Source organism: Kribbella sp. VKM Ac-2569 (assembly GCF_004216905.1).
Taxonomy (GTDB): Bacteria; Actinomycetota; Actinomycetes; order Propionibacteriales; family Kribbellaceae; genus Kribbella.
Window position 1 is genome coordinate 570512 of the sequence record NZ_SGXJ01000005.1, and the last position, 23256, is coordinate 593767.

The following is a 23256-nucleotide window of genomic DNA, read 5'->3' on the forward strand; positions in this document are numbered from 1 at the left end:
GGACACCGCGGCCGGCTGCTGGATCAGTACTTCTCGAGCGGCGGCGGGGTCGAGTCCGAACCCGACTTGCCGAGCGTCTCGCCGTAGATCGCCTTCCAGGTGCCGTCGGAGGCCGACGTCTCCAGGATGGAGTTGACCTTCTCGCGCAGCGCCTTGTCGGCCAGCGGCAGGCCGATGCCGTACTTCTCGGTGCTGAACGGCTTGCCGACCACGCGCAGCTCGTCGGGCGCCGTGGCGGCATACCCCTTGAGGATCGCGTCGTCGGTGGTGACCGTGTCGACCTTCTTGTCCAGCAGCTGGGAGACGCACTCCGAGTAGGTCTTGAACTCGGAGATGTTGCTCGCCTCGGTCAGCTGCTCGTCCTTGACCCGCTGGATCGGGGTCGAGCCGGTCGCCGAGCAGACCTTCTTGCCCTTCAGAGCGGTCTTGCCGGCGTCCATCGACGGGTCGTCCTTGCGGACCAGCAGGTCCTGACCGGCGACGAAGTACGGGCCGGCGAACGAGACCTGCTTCTTGCGCTTGTCGGTGATCGAGTAGGTGCCGACGTAGTAGTCGATCTCACCACCGGCGATCGCCGTCTCGCGGTTCGCGGACGGGATCTCCTTGTACTCGATCTTGTCCGGGTCGACGCCGAGGCCGGCTGCCACCATCCGGGCCACCTCGATGTCGAAGCCGCAGCGCTTGCCGTCGGCATCCTTGTAACCAAGGTTCGGCTGGTCGGCCTTGACGCCGACGGTCACCTTGCCGGCGGACTTGATTTTGGTGAACGCCGTGCTGCCGGGCACGTCCACGCCGGTCGCGGCGGTGAACTTGTGCAGCTCGCCGCAGGAGTCGGTTGCGTTGCCGCCGCTGTTGCCGCCGCCGGCGCTCGGCTCGTCCTTGCCACAGGCGGCGGCGGTCAGCGCGAGCGCTGCGACGCCGCAGGTGGCGACGAGGGTGCGCATTCTCATGATCGGGTTCCCCTTCGTTTCGTTGCTGGGTACGGCTGCGGGCGGACGTCAGTGCTTGAGGATCTTGCCCAGGAAGTCCTGGGCACGCCTCGAGGTCGGGTTGGTGAAGAAGGTCTCCGGGGTGGCCTCCTCGACGATCTCGCCGTCGGCCATGAACACCACCCGGTTCGCCGCGGTCCGGGCGAAGCCCATCTCGTGCGTGACCACGACCATCGTCATGCCCTGCTTGGCCAGGTCGATCATCACCTCGAGGACCTCCTGGATCATCTCCGGGTCGAGCGCCGACGTCGGCTCGTCGAAGAGGATGACCTTGGGGTCCATGGCCAGGGCCCGCGCGATCGCGACGCGCTGCTGCTGGCCACCGGACAGCTGAGCCGGGTACTTCGAGGCCTGGTTGGCCACCCCCACCCGTTCCAGCAGCTCCATCGCCCGCTTCTCGGCCTGCTTGGGGTCGGTCTTGCGGACCTTCAAGGGGCCGAGCGTGACGTTCTGCAGGATCGTCTTGTGCGCGAACAGGTTGAACGACTGGAAGACCATGCCGACGTCGGCACGCAGCTTGGCGAGGGCCTTGCCCTCGCTGGGCAGCGCCTGGCCGTCCAGCAGGATGCTGCCGGAGTCGATCGGCTCCAGCCGGTTGATCGCGCGGCAGAGCGTCGACTTACCGGACCCGGAGGGGCCGATCACCACGACGACCTCGCCCTGATCGATGGACAGGTTGATGTCCTTCAGGACGTGCAGCTCGCCGAAATGCTTGTTGACGCCGGTCAGCGCTACCAGACCAGTTTTCGTCAGCGTGTCGGAATCGCTCATGGCCAGAACCTAGCGGAGGCGGGGGTGCGGTCGCAGGCCCGGGTGGTTCCACGGTGGTAACGATCTGCAATAAACGAAGCGGATCGTGATGCTCCGGTCACAGACTGCTCGGGTTTGTCCGTTTCTGATCGGGGCGCCGCGTCAGGTGACGATTCCGTACTCGCGGATCTTGCGATAGATGGTCGCCCGGGACATCCCGAGCGCGGTGGCCGAGGCCTTCTTGTCACCGTCGTACGTCGACAACGCGTCGACGATCGCGTCCCGCTCGAGCGCTTCGATCGGCGTCAGCTGCCGCCGGGTCGTGGCCCGGCACTCGGGCGGCAGATCCGCCAGCTCGACCACGCCGGACCGGCGTCGCCTGGCCACCGCTGCGAGGACCGAACGCAGATGAGTGATGTTGCCCGCCCACGGCAGCCGCATCAGCTGGTTCATCGTGGCGGTGGAGAACGTCAAGCCGTTGATGCCGGCCTTCGCGAGCAGCGACCGGACCAGTGCCGGAACGTCCTCGACGTGATGCCGCAGCGGCGGCACCTCGACGGTCCGCGGGAAGAAGGCCAGCAGCTGGTCGGCGATCTCGGTGCGGTCCGCCGGCAGCGTGAGCGCGACCCAGGCGTCCCCGGCCGTCGCGCCGTCGCGGGCGCTCTGCAAGAGCTCGGTGAAGCCGTCGAGGGCCTCGCCGGTCAGCAGATGCGCCCGCCGGATGATCAGGTCGGCGCCGGACTCCAGCTCCGCGCGGGCCTCGGCCACCAGGTCTTCGCCCGTCACCGCCGGATCGAGAACCGCAAGCCGCCGGTCAGGTGCCACGTGCCTGCGGACAGCGCGCAGCAGCGACAGCTTGCCCGCACCCGGCTCGCCGTCGGCGATAAGCCACTCGGACCGGCTGCACGCATCCAGCATCTCCTGGATGATGTGCTGCCAGACCGCGCTGGTTCCGGTCGTCCCGGGGACCAGCGGGACCCGCGTTATCTGGTGTCCGCGGGCCGGGAGACGTTGCTCCTTGATCTGGATCACCCCGCCGGCCAGGGTGTCGCCGACGAAGGTCGGCCGATAGGCCATCCGGGCGGTTGTCCCGCTGGGCAGATCGGTGAGGAAGATCTGTGGCTTCGTGCCGCCGCGCGCGTCCCGGGTCCGATCGATCAGGGCCGCCTGGTCGATGGCGTCGAAGCGCGCCTGCGCGTAGGCGTTCATCATGAAGACTTCGTCGCCGAGCGCGAGCACCGGGCCGCCGCTGTGCCGGCAGGCAGCGTAGTAGTCGCTCAGCAAGGCGTGGTCGAGAGCGTTCGCCTCCTCGACGACCCGCTCGTGGATCCGCCGGGCGGCGAGTTTGGCGAACGACAGCAGGATCGAGTTCGAGTTCCTGGCCTGGGTGGTGATGTCCAGTACGCCGAGCAGACCGCCGGTGACCGGATGCGTGATCGGTGCGCCGGCGCAGGAGAACATCCGCAGCTTGCCGTTGTAGTGCTCGGCGCCGTCGACCAGGATCGGCCCGCACACCTCGAGCGCCGTACCGATCCCGTTGGTCCCGACCGCGGACTCGGCGTACTGGAAGCCGGGTGCGAGGTCGACCGAGTCCAGTCGCCGGAGCAGGGCGGGGTCGCCGCCCCGGCGGTCGAGGACGACGCCCTTCGCGTCGGTCAGGATGATGCAGACCGGCTCGTTGTGGAGCTCCGCCGACAGTGCGTCGATGACCGGCCGGGCCGCCCGCATCAGCGTGGTCTCCCGGTCGATCCGGTCGAAGTACACGGGCGCCGGGCGGTCGACGTCCACCCGGGAGGCGTGTGAACGCTCCCATGAGACCCGGATCGGATCCCGGACTGGCTGTGCAGCGCCCATGGGCCGTCTCCTTCACGTCCGTCACCAGCGGAACTGCTCCCACGGTAGCCGCCTGACGCGGGAGCGCCATCTCACATTGAGACACAGCGACGTCCGATCCGCGGCTTTCATCACTGTTCAACCCCGATGATGGAGGCCCACATTGAGCAGGCAGAGTCTTACCAAGGCGCACGCCAAGATCACCGAGTTGTCCTGGGAACCGACCTTCGCGACCCCGGCGACCCGCTTCGGCACCGACTACACGTTCGAGAAGGCGCCGAAGAAGGACCCGCTGAAGCAGATCATGCGGTCCTACTTCCCGATGGAGGAGGAGAAGGACAACCGCGTGTACGGCGCCATGGACGGCGCCATCCGCGGGAACATGTTCCGCCAGGTGCAGCAGCGCTGGCTGGAGTGGCAGAAGCTGTTCCTGAGCATCATCCCGTTCCCGGAGATCTCCGCCGCGCGGGCGATGCCGATGGCGATCGACGCCGTACCGAACCCGGAGATCCACAACGGGCTCGCCGTACAGATGATCGACGAGGTCAGGCACTCGACGATCCAGATGAACCTCAAGCGCCTGTACATGAACAACTACATCGACCCGGCCGGGTTCGACATGACCGAGAAGGCGTTCGCGAACAACTACGCGGGCACCATCGGCCGGCAGTTCGGCGAGGGGTTCATCACCGGTGACGCGATCACCGCCGCGAACATCTACCTGACCGTGGTCGCCGAGACCGCGTTCACCAACACGCTGTTCGTCGCGATGCCCGACGAGGCGGCCGCGAACGGCGACTACCTGCTGCCGACCGTGTTCCACTCGGTGCAGTCCGACGAGTCGCGCCACATCAGCAACGGGTACTCGATCCTGCTGATGGCACTGGCCGACGAGCGCAACCGGCCGCTGCTGGAGCGCGACCTGCGGTACGCGTGGTGGAACAACCACTGCGTCGTGGACGCCGCCATCGGAACGTTCATCGAGTACGGCACCAAGGACCGCCGCAAGGACCGTGAGTCGTACGCCGAGATGTGGCGTCGCTGGATCTACGACGACTACTACCGCAGCTACCTGCTGCCGCTGGAGAAGTACGGGCTCACGATTCCGCACGACCTGGTCGAGGAAGCGTGGAACCGGATCACCAACAAGGGCTACGTGCACGAGGTGGCGCGGTTCTTCGCGACCGGCTGGCCGGTGAACTACTGGCGGATCGACGCGATGACCGACAAGGACTTCGAGTGGTTCGAGCACAAGTACCCGGGCTGGTACTCGAAGTACGGCAAGTGGTGGGAGAACTACAACCGGCTCGCGTACCCGGGCCGGAACAAGCCGATCGCCTTCGAGGAGGTCGGGTACCAGTACCCGCACCGCTGCTGGACCTGCATGGTGCCGGCGCTGATCCGCGAGGACATGGTGGTCGAGAAGGTCGACGACCAGTGGCGGACGTACTGCTCGGAGACGTGCTACTGGACGGACGCGGTCGCGTTCCGGGGCGAGTACGACGGCCGTCCGACGCCGAACATGGGCCGCCTGACCGGCTTCCGCGAGTGGGAGACCCTGCACCACAACAAGGACCTGGCCGACATCGTGCAGGACCTCGGGTACGTGCGTGACGACGGCAAGACGCTGATCGGCCAGCCGCACCTCGACCTCGACGACCCGAAGAAGATGTGGACCCTCGACGACGTCCGCGGCAACACGTTCATGAGCCCGAACGTGCTGCTGAACGAGATGTCCGACGCGGAGCGCGAGGCCCACGTGGCGGCGTACCGCGCGAACGGCACCACCGCGGCCTGAATCCGAAACCGAGTATCAGGAGGAGGCCGACATGGCCGACACCCACCGGATCCGCTTCGAACCGGTCGACATCGAGATGGACGTCACGGAGGACGACAAGATCCTCGACGCGGCGTTCCGGCAGGGCATCCACCTGATGCACGGGTGCCGGGAGGGGCAGTGCTCCGCCTGCAAGTCGTACGTCCTGGACGGTGACCTGCAGATGGAGCGCTACTCCACCTTCGCCTGCAACGACGCCGAGGTCGCCGAGGGGTACGTGCTGCTCTGCCGGGCGCATGCCTTCAGTGACTGCACGATCGAGCTGCTCAACTTCGACGAGGACGAGCTGCTCGGCGGCGTCCCGATCCAGACAGTCGGCGCCCGCGTCGAGGCGATCGATCCCGTCACCCGGGACATCGTCTCGCTCCGGCTGCGAACCGAGCGACCCTTCGAGTTCCGGCCGGGGCAGTACGCCGACATCACCATCCCCGGCACCGACGAGCACCGATCGTTCTCGATGGCGACCACCCAGTCGACGCCGGACGAGATCGAGTTCCTGATCAAGAAGTACCCGGGCGGCCGGTTCTCCGCCCTCCTCGACGGCGAGCTCGCGGTCGGCGACGAGTTGTCGCTGACCGGGCCGTACGGCTCGTCGACGCTGAAGGACGGCCATGTGCTGCCGGTGATCTGCGTCGCCGGCGGGGCCGGGATGGCCCCCATCCTGTCGATCCTGCGACACCTGCGGGAGACCGGCAGCACGCGTCCGGTCCGGTTCTACTACGGCGCCCGTACGGCGGCCGACCTGTTCTACCTGGATGCGATCGAGGATCTCGGCGCGGATCTCACCGGCTTCGAGTTCATCGCCTGCCTGTCCGAGTCGGCTCAGGGCTCGGACGGGCTGCAGGTCGAGCAGGGCAACGTCACCGACATCGTCGAACGGCGGGAGCCCGATCTGCACCGCAGTGAGGTGTACCTGTGCGGCCCGCCGCCGATGGTCGACGCCGCCTTGGCGTTGCTCGAGGCAAGCAACGTGCCGAAGGACCAGGTCTTCTACGACAAGTTCACCAGCCCAGCGACCAACGATGGAGCCTGAGATGACAGAAACCAAGCAGCGCAGCTTTCCGACGATCGAGTTCACCGACTCCGAGGCCGGCGCGCTGGAGTTCCCGAGCTCGACCAGCCGCGCGTACAACTACTACAAGCCGGCCAAGCTGCGCGCGACGATGTACGAGGACGTCACCGTCGACGTGCAGCCGGACCCGGAGCGGCACCTGAGCCAGGGCTGGATCTACGGCTTCGGCGACGGTCCGGGCGGCTACCCGAAGGAGTGGACGGCCGCGAGGTCGTCGAACTGGCACGCCTTCCTCGACCCGAACGAGGAGTGGGACCAGACGATCTACCGCAACAACTCGGCCGTCGTTCATCAGGTCGACCTGTGCCTGCAGAACGCGAAGCGGGCCCGTGCGTACGACAGCTGGAACCCGGCCTGGCTGAAGTTCATCGAGCGGAACCTGGGCGCCTGGATGCACGCCGAGAACGGCCTCGCCCTGCACGTGTTCACCAGCATCCAGCGGTCCGGCCCGACGAACATGATCAACACCGCGGTCGCGGTCAACGCCGCCCACAAGATGCGGTTCGCCCAGGACCTCGCCCTGTTCAACCTGGATCTGTCGGAGGCCGACGTACCCTTCGACGGCGCCGCCCACAAAGAGGTCTGGAAGAGCGCACCGGAATGGCAGCCGACCCGTGAGGTGGTCGAGCGGCTGACGGCGGTGGGGGACTGGTGCGAGTTGTTGTTCGCCGCCAACATCGTCTTCGAGCAGCTGGTCGGGTCACTGTTCCGGACCGAGCTGGTGATGCAGATCGCCGCTCGTAACGGCGACTACATCACGCCGACCATCGTCGGCACCGGCGAGTACGACTACGACCGCGACCTCGGCTACACCCGCAACCTGTTCCGGCTGCTGACCCGGGACGCCGAGTACGGCGAGACCAACAAGGTGCTGTTCGGCGAATGGCTCGCGACCTGGGTGCCGCGCTGCCTCGATGCCGCGCACGCGTTGCAGCCGATCTGGTCGCAGCCGGCCGAGAAGTCCGTCACGTTCGCATCCAGCCTGGACGCGGCCAAGCAGAAGTTCCGTTCGCTGCTCGAGGATCTCGGGCTCGACTCTCCGAAGGAGCTGGACCAGTGAGCATGCAGTTCGGATCGGCCACCGAGTTCTCCAACAAGTGCGGCGTGACCCTGATGAACACGCCGATCGGCCGGGTCGTCGCGGAGGTGATGGGCGCCAAGGAGGGCGTCGAGCTCACCGAGTACCCCTCCATGATCCGGGTCGACGGCGTGGGCCTGCTGAACTTCGACTACGCCGAGCTGACCGACGCGCTCGGGTCGGAGTTCGACGGCTCGGTCTTCGAGGAGATCAGCTCGACCCACTACGGCCGGATGGTCCACCTGGACGACAAGACCATCCTGTTCGCCAGCCCCGAGGACGCCGCCGAGTACATCGGCTTCGACCTCACCACGAAGTGAGGCCGGGATGTACGAGAAGAACGGCGAGAAGTACTTCATCGTCGACGCGCACATCGCCCTGTGGGACGCGCGCGCGGCGAACCAGAAGAACATCCACGGCAAGCAGTTCATCGACTGTTTCTACGACTACCACAAGAACCTGAGCCCCGAAGAGGAGGTCTGGGACTACGACACCTACACCTACTACGGCGGGCAGCGGTTGCTGAAGGACCTCTTCGAGGACGGGTACGTCGACCACGCGATCTTCCAGCCCGCGATCCTGAGCGACTTCTACGTCAACGGTTTCGGGCAGACCGAGGACGCACTCGCGCTGACCCGGGCCAACCCCGGCAAGCTCACGTACAACCACGCCTGGGACCCGCGGCACGCGGAGGCCGGGCTCGAGCAGCTGCGCAAGGACGCCGCGCGGATGAACCTGCAAGGCGTCAAGCTCTACACCGCCGAGTGGTACGGCGACTCGCGCGGCTGGAAGCTGGACGACCCGTGGTCGCGGCGCTATCTCGAGGAGTGCCTCGAGCTCGGGATCAAGAACATCCACGTGCACAAGGGCCCCACGATCAGGCCGCTGGACCGGGACTCGTTCGACGTCGCGGACATCGACAAGGTGGCGACCGACTACACCGACCTCAACTTCATCGTCGAGCACGTCGGCCTGCCCCGGCTGGAGGACTTCTGCTGGATCGCGACCCAGGAGCCCAATGTGTACGGCGGTCTCGCGGTGGCGATGCCGTTCATCCACACCCGGCCGGGCTACTTCGCGCAGATCATCGGTGAGCTGCTCTACTGGATCGGCGAGGACCGGATCCTGTTCTCCAGCGACTATGCGCTCTGGACGCCGAAGTGGCTGGTCGAGGCGTTCGTGGACTTCCAGATCCCGGTGGAGCTGACCGAGTACGCGCCCATCACCGTCGAGCAGAAGAAGAAGATCCTCGGGCTGAACGCGGCAGCGCTGTACGGCCTCGACGTACCCGAGGAGCTCAGGCTCCCCGCGGGTGCCGGGTCGAGGGAAGAAGCCGTGGCGTCATGATCGCGGTCGCCCAGTCGCTGCAGTCCGAGGTCGTCGCGGCCCTGGCGACCGTCGTCGACCCTGAGCTGGACCAGCCCATCACCGACCTCGGCTTCGTCCGGTCGATCCGGATCGACCGGACCGGTGTGACGGTCCACCTCCGGCTGCCGACCTCGTTCTGCGCACCCAACTTCGCCTACCTGATGGCATCCGACGCGGTCGACGCCCTGCGTCGGGTGCCCGACGTGGGGAAGGTGACCGTCCTGCTCGACGATCACCACGACTCCGACAAGATCAACGCCGGCCTGGCCGCGGACGCGGGGTACGTCGGCACCTTCGGATCCGAGGCCGAGCAGGACCTGGACGAGCTGCGCCGGATCTTCCAGCGCAAGGCGCACACGGCCGCGATGGAGCGCAGCGTGATGGCGCTGCTCAGATCCACCGGTACGACCGTCGAACAGTTGCCCGGGCTCACGCTCGGGCAACTGCCCGGCGGCTCCCACAAGGACGCCCTGCTGCGTCGCCGCGCCGCCATCGGGCTGGGCATCCGGCCGGACGACCTGGTGCTGGTCGACGACGACGGCGTACCGGTGCCGCCCGACGCCGTGCCGGCGCGGTTGCGTTTCGCCAAGGCCGTACGGATCTCGGTCGAAGGCAACGCGCACTTCTGCCGCGGCCTGCTGGCCACCAGGTACGACAACGAGCCGGGCGGCCTCATCACCGATACGAGGAGGACCACATGAGAGCGGTGCAGGTGATCGGGTATCACACCAAGCTTCAGCTCACCGAGATCCCGGAACCGAAGATCACCGGACCGCTGGACGTCATCGTGCGGATCGGCGGCGCGGGCGTCTGCCGGACCGATCTGCACATCCTCGAAGGCCAGTGGGCCGAGAAGAGCGGCGTACGGCTGCCATACACGATCGGGCACGAGAATGCGGGCTGGGTGCACGCGGTCGGCGACGCCGTCACGCACGTCTCGGTCGGCGACAAGGTGATCCTGCACCCACTGATCACCTGTGGTCTGTGCCGGGCCTGCCGCTCGGGCGACGACGTGCACTGTGAAGCGAGCAGCTTCCCGGGCATCGACACTGACGGCGGGTACGCCGACTATCTGCGGACGACTGCCCGCAGCGTCGTACGGATCGACGATCGCCTGGAGCCGGCCGACGTGGCGGCGCTGGCCGATGCCGGGCTCACGGCGTACCACGCCGCGGCCAAGGCGGCGCGAGCACTCCGGCCCGGCGCCGTCTGTGTACTCATCGGCGCCGGCGGGCTCGGGCACATCGGGATCCAGGTGATGAAGGCGATCTCGGCGGCCACGCTGGTTGTTGTCGATCGCAACAAGGCGGCGGTCGATCTGGCGGTGGAGATCGGTGCCGATCACGGAATCGTTGCCGATGGCACGCACGTCGAACAGGTCCGGGAGCTGACCGGTGGTGCCGGCGCGGAGGCGGTGATCGATTTCGTCGGTGAGGGCGGCGCGACCGCGGACGGGGTGGCGATGCTCCGGCGGGCCGGCAACTACTACGTCGTCGGGTACGGCGAGAACCTCGACGTACCGACCATCGACGTCATCTCGACCGAGATCAACTTCATCGGGAACCTGGTCGGCTCCTACAACGACCTGCAGGACCTGATGGAGCTCGCGGCGCAGGGAAAGGTCGCGCTGCACACCACGAAGTACCCGCTGGAGGACTTCCAGCGGGCCCTCGACGACCTCGACCGCGGCCTGGTCCGCGGCCGGGCGATCCTCATTCCCTAGCAGGAGGTTGACCATGGCGAAGGAACTGCGGTTCAACACCGACGCCCGGCGGTTGCTCGAGTCCGGCGTGAACGCGCTGGCCGACGCGATCAAGGTGACACTCGGGCCGAAAGGCCGCAACGCGGTGCTGGAGAAGCTCACCGGCCCGCCGACCATCACCAACGACGGTGTCACGATCGCGCGGGAGATCCAGCTGCGCGAGCCGTTCGCCAACATGGGCGCCCAGTTGGTGAAGGAAGTCGCGATGAAGACCAACGGGGTGGTCGGCGACGGCACCACCACCGCGACCGTGCTCGCCCAGGCGATGGTCCGCGAAGGGCTGCGCGAGGTCGACGCCGGCGCGAACCCGATGCGGGTACGGCGCGGCATCGAGCAGACCGTGGCGGTCGTGATCGAGACGCTGCGGAGCTGGGCCGTCGAGGTCGGCGGCCGCGACGAGCTGCGGCACATCGCGACCCTGGCGGCCAGCGACGACGAGACCATCGGCGCGGTGATCGCGGACGCGGTCGACTGGGTCGGGCGCAACGGCGTCGTCACCACCGAGGAGTCCGACACGCTCGGGATGTCGGTGGAGGTCGTCGACGGCATCGAGTTCGATCACGGGTACGTGTCGGCGTACATGGTCACCGACCGGGAGCGGATGGAGACCGTCTACGACAACCCGGTGATCCTGCTGACGAACAAGAAGATCACCCAGGTCCAGGACATCATGCCGACCGTCGAGATCGCCAAGCGCGCGGACCGTCCGCTCGTCGTCCTGGCCGAGGACGTCGACGGGCCGGCCCTGCAGTTGCTGGTCGGCGGCAACATGCACAACACGATGCGGTCCGTCGTCGTGCACGCTCCCGGCTTCGGGCACCGCCGGATCGCGGAGCTGGAGGATCTCGCCACCGCGCTGGGCGGCACCGTGATCGCGAAGGACACCGGCCTCGACCTGCACGAGGTCAGCCGGGACCACCTGGGCTCCTGCGACCGGATCACGATCACCGAGAACAGCACCACGATCGTCGGCGGTCACGGCGACGCGTCCCTGGTGGAGGCGCGGATCGCCCAGCTGGAGAAGCAGTTCGAACGGGCCAAGATCGACGCCGACCAGGACAGCCTGCAACTGCGGATGGCGCGGCTGGCCGGCAAGGTCGCGGTGATCCGGGTCGGCGGCGCGACGAGCGTCGAGCTGAAGGAACGGATGCTGCGGGTCGACGACTCGCTCGCCGCGACCCGCGCCGCACTCGAGGAGGGTGTCCTCGCCGGAGGCGGAACCGCCCTGGTCCAGGCACAGGCGGCGTTGTCGAAGCTGGAGCTGAGCGGTGACGAGGCGATCGGACGGGAGATCGTCCGGCGGGCGCTCCCGGAACCGCTGCGGTGGATCGCGATCAACGCCGGGTACGACGGCGACGACGTGGTCGCCCAGGTCGCCGGACTGCCGCGCGGCCACGGCTTCAACGCACTCACCGGCCAGTACGGCGACATGATCGCCGAGGCGGTCATCGACCCGCTGAAGGTCACCCGGGCGGCGCTGGAGAGCGCGGCCTCGATCGCGGCGCTGCTGATCACCACCGAGACCGCGGTCGTCGAGGAGATCCTCGGCAATCCCGGCGCGATCATGGCGCCCGGCTTCGGCGACCTCGCCGAGGGTATGGTCCGCCCGTCCAACATCTACTGAGCGGGACCCAAGGAGCGCGTGGACGCATGATCGAGCCGACCTCGCCACAGCTCGCCACCGCGGCCAGGACTTTCGGCCTGTTGCTGGCGCCGGTCCGACTGCACCTGGTCGCGTTGGCGAGTTGTGGCGAGTACGACGTCGGCACGCTGGCTGCCCGGGTGGGCGTCAGCGTGCCGACGGCGAGCCAGCACCTGGCCAAACTCCGCCTCGCCGGCCTGGTGACTGCCCGACGCGAGGGCCGCCGGCAGTTCTACACCGTCCAGGACCCCCACGTGATCGCACTGGTCGAGCAGATCTTTGCCCACGTCGCTCCCGACGGCTCCCTCGCGCCGGACCCGCCCAGGCTGGGAGCCGCAGGTTTTCCCTTGCCTGTTGCGGAGCGCGACCAATTACTTCCGTGGCCGATACAACGGACGTATGGTCTCCGCGGCTCTGTGCGTTGACCCAGGGCTACGGGAGCGCCGCCTCGGGACGGCGACCCGCCAAGAAACATCCGGAGTACGTGATGCGAATCTCGCTGGCCACACGCAGTCGCAAACTCATCGCCGGCGGCCTGGGGGCCGCCCTGATCGCCGCCGGGATCGGCGGCTACGCCGGCCGCTACGAGCTGAAGGAAGAGTGGCTCAAGCACCAATGGGCCGGCCGGCACTACAACGCCGCCGTGATGGAGAAGGCCCTGATGATCGCCGGCGGCAATCCGTCGGAGATGCAGAGCGAGTCCAAGGAAGCCTTCACGATCGCCGACGAGTTCGAGCAGGCCAGGACCGCGCCGGGCGGCATCGTCGCCCCGGGCGCGTATTCGGCCGCGTTCGCCCAGCTCACGGCGCTCCCGCACACTGCGGGGACCTGGCACGACGTCACCAGGGTCCCGTACGACGCCGACGACGCCCGCTACCGTGACTGGTACTCCAACTCCAGTGGCGGCGCTGGCTACGTCACCGGCCGCATCACCGGTCTGGCGGCCGACAACGCCAACCACGTGTACGCCGCCGGCGCGAACGGAGGCGTGTGGCGCTCCACCTCGGGCGGTGGCAACTGGACACCGCTCAGCGACTCGCTGCCGTCCCTCAGCGGTGGCGACCTGCAGCTCGCCGGTGACGGTTCGCTCTGGTACGCGACGGGCGAGGCCAACACCGGCGGTACGTCGTACGTCGGGTCCGGTGTCTACCGTCTCGCGAACCCGGTGACCGGAACCTATTCGCCGTCCGACCGGGTCGGCGGCAAGGAACTGGAGTCGACCACCGTCGGGCGGCTGCGGTGGGGTGGCGGGCAGGTGTTCGCCGCGACGAACCGCGGCGTCTGGTACCACGACGCGTCGACCACCGCCGGCGCCTGGAAGGTCGCCTACTACCCGAACCCGGACTTCATGCCGGAGATCAAGGACGATGCCGGCAACGTGCTGGTACCGGCCGGCAGTCAGACCGGCGGCGCGACGAACGCGGCGTACAAGAACATCGTCAACGACATCGCGATCGACCCGAAGAACCCCAAGCACATCATCGCTGCCATCGGCTGGCGCTCGGGCGACACCTACAACGGGTTCTACGAGACCAACGACTACACCGCCGGACCGTCGAGCTGGAAGCGGCTGAGCGTGGTTCTGGGCGGCATCAAGAACAGCACCGACGTCGGCTACACGACGTTCGCGTTCAGCAAGACCGGCGACCGCCTCTACGCGCTCGTGCAGCAGCCGAGCAAGATCAACGGCAGCACGAGCCTGGCCGGCATCTTCGTCTCCAAGACCGGCAGCCCGTCCGGTCCGTGGAACAAGATCGCCGATCCGCAGATCCTGCACAACAGCGGCTCCGCACTGGACCGCAAGGGGTACGCCGTCGGTGTGCAGGCCTGGTACAACCAGTTCCTGACCGTTGATCCGGCCAACGCCGACCACGTGTGGGCGGGCCTGGAGGAAGTGTTCGAGACGACCGACGCGGGGTCGCACTGGGCCACCGTCGGGCCGTACTGGAACTTCGGCTTCTCGTGCTGGAACATCGACGACGCCAAGAACACCTGTCCGATGGCGCCGCACTCCGACCAGCACTCGGTCGCCGTGGGTACGTCGGGCGGCAAGCCGGTCGTCTTCGTCGGCAACGACGGCGGCATCTACAAGCGTCCGGTGAACGGGCAGGTCAACGCCAACCACAACGGCACCGACTGGTCCTCGCTGACCGCGGACGGCACCATGGATGCCCTGCAGTACTACTCGGTGTCGGTCGGCAAGGACACCAAGAACGGCGGCGTGGTGGTGTCCGGCGGCCTGCAGGACAACGGCGTCTCGAACCTGTTCGGAGTGCAGCCGAACGGCAGCAACACCGACACCAAGATGGGCTCGAACTTCGGCGGTGACGGCGGTGACGGCGCGACCGATCCGCAGAACGGCTGCAACCAGCTGCAGGAGTACGTCGCCCTGGCCGTCAAGATCACCAACAACTGCGCGCTGAACAAGGGTGCGTTGAGTGAGGCCGAGGCAAGCTCGTGGAGCCTGGACCCGGGTGATCCGAGCCCGCGGTTCATCGCCCCGATCGCGATCGACTCCGCGAACTCCAACGGCTTCATCGCGGGTGGGCAGTACGTCTACACCTCCACCAAGGGCTGGGGCATGCGGAGCGCGTCCGAGTGGACCAAGGCGTTCGATCTCGGCGCCGGACACTCGGCGACGGCGGTCGCGATGCGCGGCGGTACCGGGTGGGTCAGCTGGTGCGGGCCGTGCAACAACGCCGGCTTCGCCCGCGGTCTGGCCACCAACTCGGGCGGCACCTGGCATCAGGTGACCTTGCCGTCCAGCTTCCCGAACCGCTACCTCGCCGGCGTCGGGATCGATCCGGCCAACGGGCAGCACGCGTACGTCGCCGTGAACGGCTTCTCGCGCCGCTTCACCGAGGGCCCGGGCGCGGGCGTCGGCCACGTCTACGAGACCAAGGACGGCGGCACGACCTGGTCGGACATCTCCGCGAACCTGCCGGACATCCCGACCAGCGCGGTCAAGCAGCTGGCCAACGGCGCGCTGGTGGTCGGGTCCGACCTGGCCACGTTCTACCGCGCACCCGGTGCGACGAACTGGCAGGTCCTGGGCACCGGACTGCCGACCACCACGGTCATGGACATCGAGTCCGGACCCGACGGCAACATCTACGCGGCAACCCACGGCCGCGGCATCTGGAGCATCACTCCGCCCGCCTGATCCGCCCGGTCAGACGACTTTGAGCACCCACCAACCAAGAATCGGCGAGGAATCTGGTTGGTGGGTGCACAAAGAGGTGCTCGAGCGAGGCGGTGGGCCCCGGCCTCGACGAGGTGTGCGAGCAACTCACGTACTCTTGGTGGCTGTTATGCGTACTTATGAGGTCCGCACCTACGGGTGTCAGATGAATGTTCACGACTCCGAGCGGCTGCGCGGGCTGCTGGAGGACGCGGGCTATGTCCGCGCGCCCGAGGGCGACGAGGCCGATGTGGTCGTCTTCAACACGTGCGCGGTCCGGGAGAACGCCGACAACAAGCTGTACGGCAACCTCGGTCACCTGGCGCCGGTGAAGGCGCGCAAACCCGGCATGCAGATCGCCGTTGGCGGCTGCCTGGCGCAGAAGGACAAGGCGTCGATCACGAAGAAGGCGCCGTGGGTCGACGTCGTCTTCGGCACCCACAACATCGGCGCGCTGCCGGTGCTGCTGGAGCGGGCCCGGATCGAGCAGGAGTCGCAGGTCGAGATCCTCGAGTCGCTCGACGTGTTCCCGTCGACGCTCCCGACCCGCCGCGAATCGCCGTACTCCGCCTGGGTGTCGGTCAGTGTGGGCTGCAACAACACCTGCACGTTCTGCATCGTGCCGGCGCTGCGCGGCCGCGAGAAGGACCGCCGGCCGGGCGAGATCCTCGCCGAGGTCGAGGCGCTGGTCGGCGAGGGCGTGCTCGAGGTGACGCTGCTCGGCCAGAACGTGAACTCGTACGGCGTGGAGTTCGGCGACCGGTACGCGTTCTCGAAGCTGCTCCGCGCGTGCGGGGAGATCGACGGGCTGGAGCGCGTCCGGTTCACCTCGCCGCACCCGCGGGACTTCACCGCCGACGTGATCGAGGCGATGGCCGAGACGCCGAACGTGATGCACTCGCTGCACATGCCGCTGCAGTCGGGTTCGGACACGGTTCTGAAGGCGATGCGGCGCTCGTACCGTCGGGACCGGTATCTGAAGATCATCGAGGACGTGCGGGCCGCGATGCCCGATGCGGCGATCACGACCGACATCATCGTCGGGTTCCCGGGGGAGACCGAGGAGGACTTCCAGGGCACACTCGACGTGGTCCGGCAGGCGCGGTTCGCGGGGGCGTTCACGTTCCAGTACTCGAAGCGTCCCGGGACGCCGGCCGAGTCGATGGAGGACCAGGTCCCGCGCGACGTCGTCCAGGATCGGTACGAGCGACTGGTCGCGCTGCAGGACGACATGGCGTGGGCCGAGAACAAGCTGGTCGTCGGCCGGTCCGTCGAGGTGCTCGTGGCCGAGGGGGAGGGGCGGAAGGACGCCGCCACCCATCGGCTCAGCGGTCGCGCCGCGGACAACCGGCTCGTCCACTTCGCCGTACCGGAGGGTGTCGAGGCGCCGCGGCCGGGTGACATGGCAACGGTCGAGGTCACGTACGCCGCTCCGCATCACCTGGTTGCGGACGTGTTCGGGGCCGTACGCCGGACGCGCGCCGGGGACGCGTGGCAGCGCTCGGTGGACACGCCTGCTGCTACGCCCGGTGTGATGCTCGGGATGCCGACCGTCGGCGCCAAGCCCCTCGAGCCGGCAGTCGGCGGCTGCCAGGTCGGATGAACCTGCCGAAGGACGCGAAGCCGATCGCGTTCGGCAGAGACGCGGATATCTACTCGATCGACGACGAGTGGGTGCTGCGGCGGTATCGCGACGGGCATCCGGTGCGCGACGAGGCCGACTTCATGCGGCACGTGGCGCGGTACGGCTACCCGGTGCCCGCGGTGCGCGATGTCGAGGGTGCGGACATGGTGCTGCAGCGGCTCGACGGGCCGACGCTCGGCGAGGCCGCGATCGCGGGCGAACTCAGCGCGACCGAGATCGCCTTGATCCACGCCGACCTGCACCGCCGGCTGCAGGCTATCCCGGCCCCGAGCGGTACACCGGGTCGCGTTGTCGTGCACGGTGACCTGCATCCACTGAACGTGATGGCCACCGCCGACGGCCCGGTCGTCATCGACTGGGGGAACGTGGAGGAGGGCGCCGCGGAGTTCGACGTCGCGATGACCGCGATCATCTTCGCCCAGGTCGCCCTCGACCCTGCGTACGAGAACCTCACGGACCTGTTGCGCGACGCGCTCGGGACGTACCTGGCCAACTCGATCGACCCCACACCAGGGCTTCCCGACGCACTGGAGCGGCGCGGCAACAATCGGACCTTGACGTCCGCCGAGCTCGCCATGCTCCCCGCCCAGGAAGCCCTGATCCGGTCCCACCTCTAGGCGTTCAGGAACTGTGACGGCTTGAGGGCGCGGGTGACGATGCGGAGTTCGCCGATGTTCCCCGCGAAGCCCTGGTCGATCGTGTTCGCGTAGTGCCCGGCGCCGACCAGCCACGGCTTCCCGGCTGTCGCGAGACCGTTCGACGGGGTCGCCGGGTTTCGGAGCAGCTCGGACGAGTCGACGTACACCGTGCTGTGTCTGCCGTCGTTCACGATCGCCAGGTGGAACCAGCGGCCGGCGACCATCTCATGGCCCCAGTTGGTGAACGTGTCGTTCTTGTCGACCGGGTACACGGCCCACTGCAGTTCGAGTCCACCGGAGAAGCCGAGCTTGACCGTCGGCTCGTCCGGGTCGCTGCCGGTCTTGCCCGCGTCACGTCCCGTGCCCAGCCGGCAGAGCAGCCCTTCCCAGGAATGGTCCTGACCGTCGTCGGCAAGCTTCACGAACGCCTCGATCGTGTAGCCGTTCGCGAACGTCAGCTGGTTCAGCGGCGCGTTGTCCGCCGTCTTCAGGTACCCGCCGCGGGCCGGGTTCTTGCCGCCCGGGAACAGCCAGCTGGCGTGCCCCGGCTGGTCCGGGTGGAACTCGGCGCTCGCCGACGGCGCCGTACCGGCGAGCAGCACACGGGTCAGGTGATTGCCCTTACCCGACTGGTCGACGACCTGGTCGGCGGCCGGCCCGTCGAATCGCCAGTACGCCGCTGTGCCGGGGATGACCAGTTGCGACGCGGGCCGAGCCGGACGCACCGCGACCGGCGCGAACTTGGCGAACCGCTCGGCGAAGTCGATCGGGACGCTGAACCGGTTGGTGTCGTCGGTCAGCTCGATCTCGGCCTCGGCCAGCTCGTTCCGCTTGGCCGGGTCTTGGTCCATGATCCACGGCGAGACGGTCTCCACGTCGATCGTGTTCCGGGCCAGGTCGAAGTGGTAGAGCCGGACCATCCCCGATCCGCCGTAGAACCGGTCCTGGTAGTTGGTGATGTGCAGGTGCACGTCGTTGCCGGCGGCATTCTTCCGGATCACCCGGCCGGGCGGCCAGTAGTGGCCGTTCAGCGTGAGGAAGATCTGGTCGCTGTCGTTCACCAGTTGCTCCCAGACCCGGTTGCCGTGGTCGCTGAAGTACGCGACCGGGTTGCCGTGGTCGGCGTTCACCAGCTCGTGGATAGTGAGGATGACGGGCAGTTTCGGGTGCTTGGCGATGACATCTCGCGCCCAGGCGAAGCTCGCGTCCGACGGCCGCCAGTCCATTGCCAGCAGCAACCACTGCTGCCCGGCGGCGCGGAACACGTGGTACGAGTTGTAGCCGTTCGGCGTCGATCCGCCGTACGTCGACATCCGGCGGAACCGCTGCGGCCCGAACGTGTGCAGGTACGGCGAGTCGCCGCGCGTGTCGTCCTTGGACCCGTCGATGTCGTGGTTGCCGGCCAGCACGGAGTACGGGACTCGGGCCCGGTCCAGGATCTTGAAGACGGGGTCGGCCTGGGCGAACTCCATCGCCAGCGCGTTCTGCACCACGTCACCGAGGTGCGCGACGAAGACGATGTTGTCGGCCGACCGCTGCTCGATCAGCCACTCGAAGCTCGCGGTCAGCGGCGCCGGGTCGCCCCGGTCCTCGTCGTACTGGTACTGCGTGTCCGGTACGACGGCCAACGTGAAGCGCGGGTGCTCGGTATCGATCCGCCCCGCGCTCTTTGTTGTGCTGCCCCTCGTCCCGTTGACGCTCGCGGCTGCTTCCCCGGCGCTGAGCACGCCCGGCATGATCACCGCACCGGCGCCGACCGCGCCCGCCTGCAGGAGCCGCCGTCGGCTCGTCCCGTCGTTCTGCTGATCCATTGCCGCCTCCACAAGGTCACTGACACCGCAGCGAACACTAGAGCGAGGCGACCCACAGAAGTGTGAACTCAGGCGAAACCCTGGGCGATCACCGCAGGAAGCGCATCACCGTCGGCCACCGCGCCGAGCACTCGCGCCTCGTGCGGCACCAGCGGGTCGGGCAGCTTGTCCAGCGGGTACCACTCGAGGCCTGCGGCCTTCTCCGGCTCCATCAACCGCGGCTCGCCGGTCCACTTCGACACCATGAAGAAGAAGTCGACCCGCTCGTCGATCGGATCGCCGTTCCCGCCCGTCCGATGCATCGCCGTCACCGGCACGAGATCCGCCGCGTCGACGTCGAGCCCGACCTCCTCCTTGAGCTCCCGCACCGCCGCCGCCACCGCCGACTCCCCATGCTCCACATGCCCGGCCGGAACCGCCCAATGCCCATCCATATAACCGGTATTGGCCCGAAGCAACAACAACACCTCGTCCCCACGCCGAACAATCACATAAGCCGCCGGCACCACCCGAAACCGATCCATACAAGCACCCTAAACACCTCCACCGACACCAACGACACCGCTCCGCGGCGGCTGTCTGCGGTGTACTCGGCGGGCAACTGTGGTGAAGGCGGATCGGACATGGCTCACCGAGTCGTGGGATTCGGTTGTGAAAACCGGCTGTCACCAGCCTCGATCCACGACTCGACGAGACTCCCCAGAGCCAAACCACACGATTCGGCGAAATGGCGGGCTCCAGTTCTATGGCTTTGGGCGCCAGGACTGTCTGGGTGCGTAGCCCTCGCGGCGGAGCCAGTGTTCGGTGTAGACGATTCGGTCGGGGGCGATGACCACCAGCGGTCCTAGTGGAGGTTCGTCGAGTGAGTTGCCGCGTTCGACATGGTCCGACTGCCAACGGAACGCTTCCCAGTAGTCGGCGAACTTGTCGCTGTCAGGGGTCAGGACCTGTGCTCGACCGAAGAACTGTGCGCCGCGACTGCTCGCCTGACCGACCAGCGGCGCGAAGATCCCGACCGAGACCCGCGGATCCGCAGCCAGGTTCCGCATCTTCGGTGATTTCGCGGAAGCCGTGAACATCAACGCGAAATCCAGGTGGTAGTACCGAACCGGCGTCGCCAACGGCCCGTCCGGACCCGCAGTCGCCAGTACACACATGTTCTGGCTCGACAGCAGGTTCAGGATCCGTTCGGACAGCCGGTCATGCGGAAGCTTCGTTGTCGGAGCCGGACCGGACAACCACGGATTCGTCAGCGCCATGACAGATCTTCGCACGACGCGGCGACGTTCGCCGGGGACTGGGAATAGGCGCTGGGGAGTGGGCACGGGCAATAGCCGGTTCCGGGTCTCCGCTGCCTGTCCCGAGTCTCTCGGCCGCCGCACAACGGGTGGGCATGGCGAAGGGCCGCAAGCGGGGTGCTTGCGGCCCTTCGGGGTACGTCAGGCGGGCTTGGGTCCGTCGGGGATGTCGTCGTTCTGGCCGTCCAGGTTGTCCAACCCGTCCTTGGCCTTGTCGACGCCTCCGTCGATCTTGTCGCCGTACTTGCCGCCCGTCTTCTCGTCGACGAAGTCGCCGGCCTTGTCCAGACCTTCACCGACCTTGTCGCCGTGGCCGTCGACCAGGTCGGAGGCCTTGTCCTTCAGGTCCTCGGCCTTGCCCTTGAACTTGTCGAAGATGCCCATCTCGGGGCTCCCATTCCTGCGTAGTTGAGTGCTTACAGACAGCTAACGGCGATCTTCGCACCTGCAGCGCCTGAACTGTGGGATCTCCGCGAGCGCCGTACCCAAAACGATGCCGGACGGGACTTACTCTACGTCGCCGCCGCTGTCCGTCGTGCCGCCGCCGGATTCGACGTCCCCGCCCGACTCCACATCGCCACCCGACTCGACGTCGCCGCCGGATTCCACGTCGCCGCCGGATTCCACGTCGCCGCCGGATTCCACGTCACCGCCGGACTGGGCGTCCGCCTCGTCCCCCAGGCCGAGCGCGTCCTTGGCCGCGTCCTTGGCCGCGTCGGTCCCTTCATCGAACGGATTCGTCACTTGGGTTCCTCCCGTAGAAATGTCTCGAACTCCAGAGTTTCCTACCGCTCTTCCCGGGTCATCCACAAGGCTGGTACAGACCTCTTGGCCAAGTCTTGAGCGGGGAGCTGCCAGACTGGAGCGATGCCTGCTGCACTCGTCGTCGCGGTCGTCGGTCCCACCGCGGCCGGGAAGTCCGACCTTGCCGTCGCCCTCTCTCAACGTCTGGGTGGCGAAGTGGTGAACGCGGATGCCATGCAGGTGTACCGCGGCATGGACATCGGTACGGCGAAGATCAGTACGACGGAGCGCGCCGGCGTACCGCACCACCTGCTGGACATCCTGGACGTCACCGAGACCGCGACCGTGGCCGAGTTCCAGGAGCTCGCCCGGCAGGCGATCGACGACTGCATCGACCGGACCAAGGTCCCGGTGCTCGCCGGCGGCTCGGCACTCTACGTGCGCGCGATCCTCGACGACTTCGTCTTCCCCGGCACGGACCCGGCCGTCCGCGCGCGACTGGAGGCCGAGCTCGAGGTGAAGGGCTCCGGAGCCCTACATCAGGAGTTGGCCGCGCGAGACCCGAAGGCGGCCGAACAGATCCTCCCGAGCAACGGCCGGCGGATCGTCCGCGCCCTCGAGGTCATCGAGATCACCGGCGGCCCGTACGTCGCCACGCTGCCGGAGCACCATTACGTCTATCCGGGTGCGATCCAGCTCGGTCTCGACGTACCGCGGCCGGTTCTCGACGAGCGGATCGACCGCCGGGTGGACCGGATGTTCGACGCCGGATTCGTCGCCGAGGTGCGAGGTCTGCTGAACAAGGGTTTGATTGAAGGAAGGACCGCCAACCGCGCACTCGGGTACTCGCAGGTGATCGCGTTGCTGAACGATGAGATCGACGAAGAGCAGGCCCGGGAGCGGACCGCCCAGGCCACGCGCAGGTTCGCGCGCCGGCAGGACTCGTGGTTCCGTAAGGACCAACGCATCACGTGGCTCCCGTACGACGCCCCCGATCTCGTGGAGAAGGCACTTCAAGTGATAGCCCAAGGCAACCGCGAAGGCGCCCCCGGCGTAGTCGAGGTGAACAGAGGCCCGGGCCAGGATGCAGGGGCCGTAGATGCGAGGGGGTGACCGTGAGGCCGAGTTCCGTGAGTACCTGCTCGCGGACCGTACGCGGCTGATGCGCACGGCGTTGCTGCTCACCGCGGGGGATGTGCACACCGCCGAAGATCTGGTCCAGACCGCTTGCACCCGTGTGTACGTGCACTGGCACCGGATCAAGCACGAAGGCGCCGGACCGTACGCGCACCGCATCCTGGTCAACGCCTTCCTCGACGAGCGTCGCAGGGCCGGCCGCCACCCGGAGGTGATGACCGCGGACGCGGTCGAGCCGCGGTTGACCGACGTACCGGACCAGACGGACACGCTGGCCATCCGCGACGCGTTGCTGGATCTCGCGCCGCGGCAGCGGGCAGTCCTGGTACTGCGGTATTTCCAGGATCTCGATGTTGCCAGCTGCGCGCGGATCCTGGAATGCACCGAGGGCACTGTGAAGAGCCAGACAGCCAAGGCGCTGAAGCGCCTGAAGGAACTGATGACGGAAGAGACGGGGAGTAGCTGAGACCG

General features: G+C 67.6%; 22 protein-coding genes. 14 read left to right on the top strand and 8 right to left on the bottom strand.

Annotation, left to right across the window (positions count from 1 at the left end; translation table 11 throughout):
• Positions 1–23: 23 nt before the first annotated feature.
• From EV649_RS33735 to EV649_RS33745, 3 genes are all read right to left on the bottom strand, one after another.
• On the bottom strand, positions 24–950 hold the full coding sequence (locus EV649_RS33735) for a glutamate ABC transporter substrate-binding protein (protein ID WP_130387699.1): 927 nt from the start codon (positions 948–950) through the stop codon (positions 24–26).
• 48 nt (positions 951–998) lie between these two features.
• On the bottom strand, positions 999–1727 hold the full coding sequence (locus EV649_RS33740; protein ID WP_206751597.1) for an amino acid ABC transporter ATP-binding protein: 729 nt from the start codon (positions 1725–1727) through the stop codon (positions 999–1001).
• A 174-nt stretch (positions 1728–1901) separates the two neighbouring features.
• A complete protein-coding gene (locus tag EV649_RS33745) occupies positions 1902–3593 on the bottom strand; it encodes a helix-turn-helix domain-containing protein (RefSeq protein WP_130387701.1) in 1692 nt (563 codons plus the stop codon).
• A 142-nt stretch (positions 3594–3735) separates the two neighbouring features.
• Here EV649_RS33745 and EV649_RS33750 point away from each other — a divergent pair, with 142 nt between their 5' ends.
• The 12 genes from EV649_RS33750 (at position 3736) to EV649_RS33805 (ending at position 17774) form a co-directional block, all read left to right on the top strand.
• Positions 3736–5370, top strand: coding sequence for a methane monooxygenase (locus tag EV649_RS33750; RefSeq protein ID WP_130387702.1), 1635 nt, complete (start codon positions 3736–3738; stop codon positions 5368–5370).
• A gap of 31 nt (positions 5371–5401) precedes the next feature.
• Positions 5402–6442, top strand: coding sequence for an FAD-binding oxidoreductase (locus tag EV649_RS33755; RefSeq protein ID WP_130387703.1), 1041 nt, complete (start codon positions 5402–5404; stop codon positions 6440–6442).
• Position 6443: 1 nt separating this feature from the next.
• Complete coding sequence (locus tag EV649_RS33760; RefSeq protein ID WP_130387704.1) at positions 6444–7541, top strand: aromatic/alkene monooxygenase hydroxylase subunit beta; 1098 nt, start codon at positions 6444–6446, stop codon at positions 7539–7541.
• 2 nt (positions 7542–7543) lie between these two features.
• A complete protein-coding gene (gene mimD, locus EV649_RS33765; protein ID WP_130387800.1) occupies positions 7544–7879 on the top strand; it encodes a propane 2-monooxygenase effector subunit MimD in 336 nt (111 codons plus the stop codon).
• Between the two features lie 7 nt (positions 7880–7886).
• The gene (locus tag EV649_RS33770; protein WP_130387705.1) at positions 7887–8906 is read left to right on the top strand and encodes an amidohydrolase family protein; all 1020 of its coding nucleotides are present in this window, start codon (positions 7887–7889) and stop codon (positions 8904–8906) included.
• Complete coding sequence (locus EV649_RS33775; RefSeq protein WP_130387706.1) at positions 8903–9628, top strand: iron-sulfur cluster assembly protein; 726 nt, start codon at positions 8903–8905, stop codon at positions 9626–9628. The genes EV649_RS33770 and EV649_RS33775 overlap by 4 nt, the downstream gene beginning before the upstream one ends.
• Entirely contained in the window at positions 9625–10650 is a 1026-nt protein-coding gene (locus EV649_RS33780) for an NAD(P)-dependent alcohol dehydrogenase (RefSeq protein ID WP_130387707.1), read from the top strand. Before EV649_RS33775 ends, EV649_RS33780 begins: the two co-directional genes overlap by 4 nt.
• A 13-nt stretch (positions 10651–10663) precedes the next feature.
• Entirely contained in the window at positions 10664–12313 is a 1650-nt protein-coding gene (gene groL, locus EV649_RS33785) for a chaperonin GroEL (RefSeq protein WP_130387708.1), read from the top strand.
• A 26-nt stretch (positions 12314–12339) separates the two neighbouring features.
• A complete protein-coding gene (locus EV649_RS33790) occupies positions 12340–12756 on the top strand; it encodes a metalloregulator ArsR/SmtB family transcription factor (protein WP_130387709.1) in 417 nt (138 codons plus the stop codon).
• Between the two features lie 62 nt (positions 12757–12818).
• Positions 12819–15494 (top strand): glycosyl hydrolase, encoded by a 2676-nt coding sequence (locus EV649_RS33795; RefSeq protein ID WP_130387710.1) that lies wholly within the window; start codon positions 12819–12821, stop codon positions 15492–15494.
• 148 nt (positions 15495–15642) lie between these two features.
• Positions 15643–17115 (top strand): tRNA (N6-isopentenyl adenosine(37)-C2)-methylthiotransferase MiaB, encoded by a 1473-nt coding sequence (miaB, locus tag EV649_RS33800; RefSeq protein WP_130387711.1) that lies wholly within the window; start codon positions 15643–15645, stop codon positions 17113–17115.
• Positions 17112–17774, top strand: a complete 663-nt coding sequence (locus EV649_RS33805; RefSeq protein ID WP_241999005.1) for a phosphotransferase — start codon at positions 17112–17114, stop codon at positions 17772–17774. The genes miaB and EV649_RS33805 overlap by 4 nt, the downstream gene beginning before the upstream one ends.
• Here the strand turns inward: EV649_RS33805 and EV649_RS33810 are convergent.
• From EV649_RS33810 to EV649_RS33830, 5 genes are all read right to left on the bottom strand, one after another.
• Positions 17771–19606 carry a LamG-like jellyroll fold domain-containing protein gene (locus EV649_RS33810; protein WP_241999007.1) on the bottom strand — a complete coding sequence of 612 codons (1836 nt, stop codon included), beginning with the start codon at positions 19604–19606 and terminating at the stop codon, positions 17771–17773. The two genes, EV649_RS33805 and EV649_RS33810, sit on opposite strands and share 4 nt — an antisense overlap.
• Positions 19607–19674: 68 nt before the next feature.
• Positions 19675–20130, bottom strand: a complete 456-nt coding sequence (locus EV649_RS33815; RefSeq protein ID WP_130387712.1) for an NUDIX domain-containing protein — start codon at positions 20128–20130, stop codon at positions 19675–19677.
• A 219-nt stretch (positions 20131–20349) separates the two neighbouring features.
• Entirely contained in the window at positions 20350–20865 is a 516-nt protein-coding gene (locus EV649_RS33820) for a pyridoxamine 5'-phosphate oxidase family protein (protein WP_130387713.1), read from the bottom strand.
• Between the two features lie 180 nt (positions 20866–21045).
• Positions 21046–21288: an antitoxin gene (locus EV649_RS33825; RefSeq protein WP_130387714.1), complete on the bottom strand. Its 243-nt coding sequence runs from the start codon at positions 21286–21288 to the stop codon at positions 21046–21048.
• A 123-nt stretch (positions 21289–21411) separates the two neighbouring features.
• Complete coding sequence (locus EV649_RS33830; protein ID WP_130387715.1) at positions 21412–21648, bottom strand: hypothetical protein; 237 nt, start codon at positions 21646–21648, stop codon at positions 21412–21414.
• 123 nt (positions 21649–21771) lie between these two features.
• On the opposite strand from EV649_RS33830, the gene miaA reads away from it, so the two are divergent.
• Entirely contained in the window at positions 21772–22761 is a 990-nt protein-coding gene (miaA, locus tag EV649_RS33835) for a tRNA (adenosine(37)-N6)-dimethylallyltransferase MiaA (protein ID WP_130387716.1), read from the top strand.
• Positions 22748–23251: a SigE family RNA polymerase sigma factor gene (locus tag EV649_RS33840; RefSeq protein ID WP_130387717.1), complete on the top strand. Its 504-nt coding sequence runs from the start codon at positions 22748–22750 to the stop codon at positions 23249–23251. The genes miaA and EV649_RS33840 overlap by 14 nt, the downstream gene beginning before the upstream one ends.
• The last annotated feature ends 5 nt before the right edge of the window (positions 23252–23256 follow it).